This is a genomic window from Streptococcus sp. 596553 (assembly GCF_900411395.1).
GTDB lineage: Bacteria > Bacillota > Bacilli > Lactobacillales > Streptococcaceae > Streptococcus > Streptococcus mitis_BA.
Genome location: NZ_OXCQ01000005.1, coordinates 107902 through 115722 on the forward strand (window position 1 = coordinate 107902; position 7821 = coordinate 115722).

Annotated in this window: 7 protein-coding genes; 5 read left to right on the plus strand and 2 right to left on the minus strand. The window is 38.7% G+C overall.

Annotated features, from left to right (window positions below; translation table 11 throughout):
* Window positions 1-121 precede the first annotated feature (121 nt).
* The 5 genes from leuS to DSY56_RS06710 all read left to right on the plus strand — a co-directional run bounded on the left by leuS (window position 122) and on the right by DSY56_RS06710 (window position 5960).
* Window positions 122-2623, plus strand: coding sequence for a leucine--tRNA ligase (leuS, locus tag DSY56_RS06690; RefSeq protein ID WP_112444603.1), 2502 nt, complete (start codon window positions 122-124; stop codon window positions 2621-2623).
* A 177-nt stretch (window positions 2624-2800) separates the two neighbouring features.
* Window positions 2801-3256: a MarR family winged helix-turn-helix transcriptional regulator gene (locus tag DSY56_RS06695; RefSeq protein ID WP_112444605.1), complete on the plus strand. Its 456-nt coding sequence runs from the start codon at window positions 2801-2803 to the stop codon at window positions 3254-3256.
* A 56-nt stretch (window positions 3257-3312) separates the two neighbouring features.
* Window positions 3313-4545, plus strand: a complete 1233-nt coding sequence (locus DSY56_RS06700) for an acyl-CoA thioesterase/BAAT N-terminal domain-containing protein (RefSeq protein ID WP_112444607.1) — start codon at window positions 3313-3315, stop codon at window positions 4543-4545.
* Between the two features lie 291 nt (window positions 4546-4836).
* The gene (locus DSY56_RS06705; protein WP_112444609.1) at window positions 4837-5532 is read left to right on the plus strand and encodes a GNAT family N-acetyltransferase; all 696 of its coding nucleotides are present in this window, start codon (window positions 4837-4839) and stop codon (window positions 5530-5532) included.
* 11 nt (window positions 5533-5543) lie between these two features.
* Window positions 5544-5960 (plus strand): GNAT family N-acetyltransferase, encoded by a 417-nt coding sequence (locus DSY56_RS06710; RefSeq protein ID WP_112444611.1) that lies wholly within the window; start codon window positions 5544-5546, stop codon window positions 5958-5960.
* An 850-nt stretch (window positions 5961-6810) separates the two neighbouring features.
* Here DSY56_RS06710 and DSY56_RS06715 read toward each other — a convergent pair.
* On the minus strand, window positions 6811-6903 hold the full coding sequence (locus tag DSY56_RS06715) for a type I toxin-antitoxin system Fst family toxin (RefSeq protein ID WP_112444613.1): 93 nt from the start codon (window positions 6901-6903) through the stop codon (window positions 6811-6813).
* Window positions 6904-7244: 341 nt separating this feature from the next.
* Window positions 7245-7337 (minus strand): type I toxin-antitoxin system Fst family toxin, encoded by a 93-nt coding sequence (locus DSY56_RS06720; RefSeq protein ID WP_000970381.1) that lies wholly within the window; start codon window positions 7335-7337, stop codon window positions 7245-7247.
* Window positions 7338-7821 lie beyond the last annotated feature (484 nt).

Consider the following 7821-nt stretch of genomic DNA (forward strand, 5'->3'; position numbering starts at 1 on the left):
AGATAGAGTAATTCATAGTCATCAAAATTGATGAAATACAGTATATAGTTTTTTCTTTTAACACATTTCAAATTCCCTCAAAAATGGTATAATAGTAACATCACAAAATTGGAGAGAGACCATGAGTTTTTACAATCATAAAGAAATTGAGCCTAAGTGGCAAAGCTACTGGGCAGAACATCATACATTTAAGACAGGAACAGATGCCTCAAAACCTAAGTTTTATGCACTTGACATGTTCCCTTACCCGTCTGGAGCTGGATTGCACGTAGGACACCCAGAAGGCTACACAGCGACCGATATCCTCAGCCGTTACAAACGTGCGCAAGGCTACAATGTCCTTCACCCAATGGGTTGGGATGCCTTTGGTTTGCCTGCAGAGCAATATGCTATGGATACTGGTAATGACCCAGCAGAATTTACAGCTGAGAACATTGCTAACTTCAAACGCCAAATCAATGCGCTTGGATTTTCTTATGACTGGGATCGTGAAGTCAATACAACAGATCCAAACTACTACAAGTGGACGCAATGGATTTTCACCAAGCTTTACGAAAAAGGCTTGGCCTATGAAGCGGAAGTGCCAGTAAACTGGGTGGAAGAATTGGGAACTGCCATTGCCAATGAAGAAGTGCTTCCTGACGGAACATCTGAGCGTGGAGGCTATCCAGTTGTCCGCAAACCAATGCGCCAATGGATGCTCAAAATCACGGCTTACGCAGAGCGCTTGCTCAATGACTTAGATGAACTTGATTGGCCAGAGTCTATCAAGGACATGCAACGCAACTGGATTGGGAAGTCAACTGGTGCCAATGTAACTTTCAAAGTAAAAGGAACAGACAAGGAATTCACAGTCTTTACTACTCGTCCTGATACTCTTTTCGGTGCGACTTTCACCGTTTTGGCTCCTGAGCATGAACTAGTAGATGCTATCACAAGCACAGAGCAAGCAGAAGCAGTAGCTGACTATAAACACCAAGCTAGCCTCAAGTCTGACTTGGCTCGTACAGACCTTGCTAAGGAAAAAACAGGAGTTTGGACTGGTGCTTATGCCATCAACCCTGTCAATGGTAAGGAAATTCCAATCTGGATTGCCGACTACGTCCTTGCTAGCTATGGTACAGGTGCGGTAATGGCTGTGCCAGCCCACGACCAACGTGACTGGGAATTTGCCAAACAATTTGATCTTCCAATCGTCGAAGTCCTTGAAGGTGGAAATGTAGCAGAAGCTGCCTACACAGAAGATGGCCTTCATGTCAATTCAGACTTCCTAGATGGTCTCAACAAAGAAGACGCTATTGCCAAGATTGTGGCTTGGTTGGAAGAAAAAGGCTGTGGACAAGAGAAGGTTACTTACCGTCTCCGCGACTGGCTCTTTAGCCGTCAACGTTACTGGGGTGAGCCGATTCCTATCATTCATTGGGAAGATGGAACTTCAACAGCTATTCCTGAAAATGAATTGCCACTTGTCTTGCCTGTAACCAAGGACATCCGCCCTTCAGGTACAGGGGAAAGTCCATTGGCTAACTTGACAGATTGGCTTGAAGTGACTCGTGCAGATGGTGTCAAAGGTCGTCGTGAAACCAACACTATGCCACAATGGGCAGGTTCAAGCTGGTACTACCTCCGCTATATTGACCCACAGAATACGGAGAAATTGGCTGATGAGGACCTTCTTAAACAATGGTTGCCAGTAGATATCTATGTGGGAGGTGCAGAGCATGCTGTACTTCACTTGCTCTACGCTCGTTTCTGGCATAAATTCCTCTATGACCTCGGTGTCGTTCCAACTAAGGAACCATTCCAAAAACTCTTTAACCAAGGAATGATTTTGGGAACAAGTTACCGTGACCACCGTGGCGCTCTTGTGGCAACCGATAAGGTTGAAAAACGTGACGGTTCCTTCTTCCATGTGGAAACAGGGGAAGAGTTAGAGCAAGCGCCAGCCAAGATGTCTAAATCGCTCAAGAACGTTGTTAACCCAGACGATGTGGTAGAACAATACGGTGCCGATACCCTTCGTGTTTATGAAATGTTTATGGGACCACTTGATGCTTCGATTGCTTGGTCAGAAGAAGGTCTGGAAGGAAGCCGTAAATTCCTTGACCGTGTTTACCGTTTGATTACAAGTAAAGAAATCCTTGCGGAAAACAATGGCGCTCTTGACAAGGTTTACAACGAAACAGTCAAAGCTGTCACAGAGCAAATCGAATCATTGAAATTCAACACAGCCATTGCCCAACTTATGGTCTTTGTTAATGCGGCTAATAAGGAAGACGAACTCTATGTGGACTATGCCAAAGGATTTATCCAATTGATTGCACCATTTGCACCTCACTTGGCAGAAGAGCTCTGGCAAACTCTTGCAGCAACAGGAGAATCTATCTCTTATGTAGCTTGGCCAACTTGGGATGAAAGCAAATTAGTTGAAGACGAAATCGAAATCGTTGTCCAAATCAAAGGAAAAGTTCGTGCTAAACTCATGGTAGCCAAAGACCTATCACGCGAAGAATTGCAAGAAATTGCTCTAGCGGATGAAAAAGTCAAAGCAGAAATTGATGGTAAGGAAATCGTGAAAGTGATTAGTGTACCTAACAAACTCGTTAATATCGTCGTTAAATAACGAGTTTATTAGCTCTATCTGCCACCTTCAATAGTCCACTGGACTATTGAAGCCAACTAAATTGGTTAATATTGTTGTGAAATAAGATAGGAATCCTTCAGAGTAGAATCTGGAGGATTTTTTATTTGACAGGAAGTTTCTATTTTGTTAACATGGTTAACAAAAGAAAGAGAGATTATGGATAAAAAAGAATTTATTGCATTTAATAATCGTTTCAATAGGTTTATTTTAGCGTTTGAAGAGTTAAAAAAAAATCAACATAAAAGTGGTGTTGACAAATCCATTACGTTGAATGAGGTACATTTGATTGTTGTGATTGGGAAAAATCAGCCCTTAAATCTAGTAAAATTATCTGAATTATTAGAAGTTTCAAGAAGTGCAATAACTCAAAGTGTTAGGAGATTGATTCAAAAAAATTTAGTTGTTTTTGATTTTGATCCGAATAATGGGAAAAATAAATATTTGAGATTATCTGAAAAAGGCATCGAAATTTTTAAAATCCATAAGGAGCAACAAGCACATATTGAAAAATCGGTCTTTTCAGTTTTAAACAACTATAGCGAGGTGGAACTTCAAACAGTTGTGAAATTGATGGATGATATTGAAAAGGTGTGGGGAGAATTACCGTGGTAAAAGTCGCGGTAAGTTTTAAATTTAGTTGTTAAGTATATTAACAAAAAGGAGAAGGTATGACTGTAAACATTGAACTAATTTCACAAACTGACTTAGCAGATGAATCTTTTTATATTACTATCAATGGTTTAGACCCAAGGACAAGGTATTGTGTAGAAATGTACCTGTCTGATTATTACTGTATAAATGCTCCCTTACTTTTAGATCATGATGTTATGTGGAAATCAACTGCCATTTTTTTATCTGATCAGGACGGTATGATTGATACCTCTCAGACAGCATCTATTTCAGGATCTTATAAAGGGGTTTCAGAAATGGGCTTATTCTTTAATGCAAAGCCGTTAAAGAATAGGAAAAGGAGATTACCTAGTTCTCTTGATAGAATTCCATTGCGAGATTGTTTTGGTGTTGAAATTAAAATCAAGCTGGGGAAAGATGTGGTCGCGGAGCAAAGTTTTGTAAGGCGTTATATGAATCTGGGAGTAAGATATCAAGATATCTATGACAAGCATTTTCAAGGTCGATTATTTTATGATGAAAAGTTAAGAAGGGCGCCAGCCGTGATTATTGTTAGCGGTAGTGAGGGAAGAATTGAAAAAGCTCAGAATATTGCCCAACTTTTATCTTCAAGAGGCTATATTTGTCTTGCAATAGCTTATTTTGGTTTAGAGGGATTACCCCAAAATTTAGAACGAATTCCAATAGAATGTCTGGAAGAAGCGAAAGATTTTCTATACCATCATCCTCAAGTTGATAATACAAAAATAGGAATATATGGTCGCTCTAAAGGAGCAGAGCTTGTTCTGGCTGGACAAAGTATTTTGGATGATGTGCAATGTTTAGTACTCAATTCTCCCTCAAATGTAATATTTGAGGGAATAAAGGGAAAACTCAATTCTAATTCATCTTCTTGGACATATTTACAAAAGGAACTTCCTTATCAAAAATTTCAGTTAGGAGATTATTTGTTAAACAAGTTTTTTGGAAAACATATTCCTGAAGATAGTAGGGCTCAGATTGATGTGAGTAAAATTTCCTCTCCTTTATTATTACTAGGAAGCGATGTTGATGAAATATGGAATGCATCATCCGCGATAGATGATATCATTTCACATTATAAAGGGGAATCCATTTTGTTTAAAAAATACCATGAAACAGGGCATATGTTGACGGTTGCTTATCAACCGAATCATCGTTATCGAAAAGATTGGCGCTTATTAATGAAAGAAAGTGTAGACTCTTGGTTTGCTACGATAAATTTTTTTGATACACATCTGAAAAATTTGTAGATAGTGCTGAACCGTACTATAATAGTCTCAACTAAGATAAAAATACAGTTTTAGTTGGTAGTTCAGTATACAAAAGCAAACACTAAAACAAGAGAAATTTGAATACAAACAGCAAAAAATAGAGAGAAGTACAAGGGTGCATTAACTCACTTGTTTCCATACTTGATTATTCCTCTATAAAATGGAGGCTTATAAGAGGAGTTTGCATTGTTGAAGCGAAAACCAAGTGTTTCCTAAAATTTTCATTGAGATATGTTATACTATATTCAATAAGTGAATAAGGAGAATGCTATGCCAGTAAATGAATATGGTCAGATAATTGGCGAGTCTTTAGTCGGTCACACGTCTGGTAAATTACCTGCTATTGATTTCTTAGAAGGGCGTTATGCTCGAATAGAGGCTCTTTCAGTGGAAAAACATGCGGAGGATTTGCTAGCTGTTTATGGTCCGGATACTCCTCGGGAGATGTGGACCTATCTTTTTCAGGAACCAGTGGCAGACATGGAGGAACTGGTCAGCCTTTTAAATAAGATGTTGGCTCGTAAGGACCGTTTTTACTATGCAATCATAGACAAGGCAACTGGTAAGGCTTTGGGAACTTTTTCTCTCATGCGCATTGATCAGAATAACCGAGTGATAGAAGTGGGAGCTGTCACTTTTTCTCCAGAGCTCAGGGGAACACGTATAGGGACAGAGGCTCAGTATCTTCTGGCTCGCTATGTTTTTGAAGAACTCCACTATCGTCGCTATGAGTGGAAATGTGATTCTCTTAATCTGCCATCAAGACGAGCAGCGGAACGTTTGGGCTTTATTTATGAAGGAACCTTCCGTCAGGCAGTGATTTATAAGGGGCGTACGAGGGATACGGATTGGTTGTCTATGATTGATAAGGACTGGCCAAAAGTCAAAGCTCGTTTGGAAACATGGTTGGCTCCTGAAAATTTTGATAAAAATGGGCGGCAGTACAAGAGCTTGAGAGAATTCTAAGAGGTGATGACATGATAACTATTAGAAAGCAAGAAATTGTCAAGCTAGAGGATATTTTGCATCTCTATCAGGCAGTCGGTTGGACAAATTATACCCATCAACCTCAGATGCTGGAGAAGGCCTTGTCTCATTCATTAGTAATTTATCTGGCACTTGATGGTGATGCTGTAGTGGGCTTGATTCGTTTGGTTGGAGATGGTTTTTCATCAGTTTTTGTACAGGATTTGATTGTTTTGCCTAGCTATCAGCGCCAAGGGATTGGTAGCTCCTTGATGAAAGAGGCTTTAGAAAATTTTAAAGAGGCCTATCAAGTCCAGCTGGTGACAGAAGAGACAGAAAAAAACGTGGGATTTTATCGTTCTATGGGCTTTGAAATCTTATCCACCTATGACTGTACAGGAATGATTTGGACGAATCGAGAAAAATAACAAAACTTGTTTTTTCTTAAGCAAAGTTTAAGGATGGTCTAGTATCATATAGTCATTAAATAAAGACCTCCTAACTTTATTTAATGAAATCCTAAAACTTTTTTTCATCATAATCTCCTAATGAAGTCACCCAATCAGGTGGCTTTTTTGTGGGGTGATGTGATGCTGATAGAAATTTTTAAAAAATGCTAGAATTTGAGAAAAGTTAAGCTAGTTTTAAGCTTTGTCTTGTATCATATAGTTATTAAATAAAGACCTCCTAACTTTATTTAATAAAATCCTAAACTTTTCTTTTTCATAATAATCTCCCTTAACTCCACCCAATCGGGTGGAGTTTTTTGGCTCTATTTCAGGCTTTTGGGGACTATTCTAAAAATCATTTTTCGATATTTTTCGGTATTTTTCGGATTTTGGTCGGGGAATTGGCGGGGACTTTTTGAGATTTTGGTGGGGATTTTTTTAGCGAATATGACTAAGAAATAGGTCTGTTGTCGCTTCAGCAAGTTCAAACTCAATTTGATTGTAAGCGACTGTTAATTGAAGGACTGAAACTGCTGTAATAATGATTTTGCTTGTCCAGTAGTGGCGTATTAAATGAGGAGTGACATGTAAGGTTGTCTATTCGTTTACTAAATCAAAATTTCTATGAAATTGATAGAATCCCTAATTTTCTCTTAAACTTGAAAGTCTTGTTGTAAAGCGGTTAAAGCTTGAGAAGCTGAGGATGTAAAGTTTTGACAAATTTTGTGAACTGTGGGATAATGGAGAGGAATTAAGGATTAGTTCTATATCATGGACTAGAAAAGACCCCAAGCTAACTTCCACATTAAGCTCGGGGTCTTTTTTGACACTATCTATCTTTGTTTAGCCGTTTATCGACTAATCGAAGGATGACACCGACCACAATCGGTCCGATGATAGTTTTAAGGATTAGTTCCATTATGGGCTATCTCACCTCCTTTCGTAGGCGGTGTAGAAGTGCCGTATAATATTATACCACATAAGTGCTAAACTCAGGAGTCACCCAATCAGGTGGAGTTTTTTGGCTCTATTTCAGGCTTTTGGGGACTATTTTAAACATCATTTTCCGATAACTTTCGCTTAACCTTGAAAAATTTATTGGACAGATTCTAAAGTTGGACAAGTTGAGTAGATGAGAATATAAACCTTTGACAAATTTTGTGAACTGTGGGATAATAAAAAGGAATTGAGTACTAGTTCTATATCATAGGCTAGAAAAGACCCCAAGCTCACGACCAAATAAGCTTGAGGTCTTTTTTGACACTATTTGTCCTTGTTTAGCCATTTATCGACTATACGAAGAACGACACCGACCACAATTGGTCCGATGATAGTTTTGAGTACTAATTCCATCATGGGCTATCTCATCTCCCTTCGTAGGCGGTGTAGCAGTGCCGTAAATATTATATCACATAAGTGCTAAAGTCGGGAGTCGCCTAATCAAGTGAAGTTTTTTGGCTCTATTTCAGGCTTTTGGGGACTATTCTAAAAATCATTTTTCGATATTTTTCGGATTTTGGTCGGGGAATTGGCGGGGATTTTTTAGTGAATATGACTAAGAAATAGGTCTGTTGTCGCTTCAGCGAGTTCGTCCTCTACTTGATTGTAAGTTGCTGTTAATTGAAGGACTGGAACTGCTGTAATAATGCTCTTGGTTGTCAAGGAGTGGCCTATTAAATGAGGAGTGACATATAAGATTGTCTCTTCGTTTACTAAATCAAAATTTCTATGAAATTGATAGAATCCCTAATTTTCTCTTAAACTTGAAAGTCTTGTTGTAAAGCGGTTAAAGCTTGAGAAGCTGAGGATGTAAAGTTTTGACAAATTTTGTGAACTATGG

Excerpts from the sequence above, each read along its gene's own strand:
- leuS (WP_112444603.1), top strand. The coding sequence starts at position 122 with ATGAGTTTTTACAATCATAAAGAAATTGAGCCTAAGTGGCAAAGCTAC.
- DSY56_RS06700 (WP_112444607.1), top strand. The coding sequence starts at position 3,313 with ATGACTGTAAACATTGAACTAATTTCACAAACTGACTTAGCAGATGAA.
- DSY56_RS06710 (WP_112444611.1), top strand. The coding sequence starts at position 5,544 with ATGATAACTATTAGAAAGCAAGAAATTGTCAAGCTAGAGGATATTTTG.
- DSY56_RS06720 (WP_000970381.1), bottom strand. The coding sequence starts at position 7,337 with ATGATGGAATTAGTACTCAAAACTATCATCGGACCAATTGTGGTCGGT.
- DSY56_RS06705 (WP_112444609.1), top strand. The coding sequence starts at position 4,837 with ATGCCAGTAAATGAATATGGTCAGATAATTGGCGAGTCTTTAGTCGGT.
- DSY56_RS06695 (WP_112444605.1), top strand. The coding sequence starts at position 2,801 with ATGGATAAAAAAGAATTTATTGCATTTAATAATCGTTTCAATAGGTTT.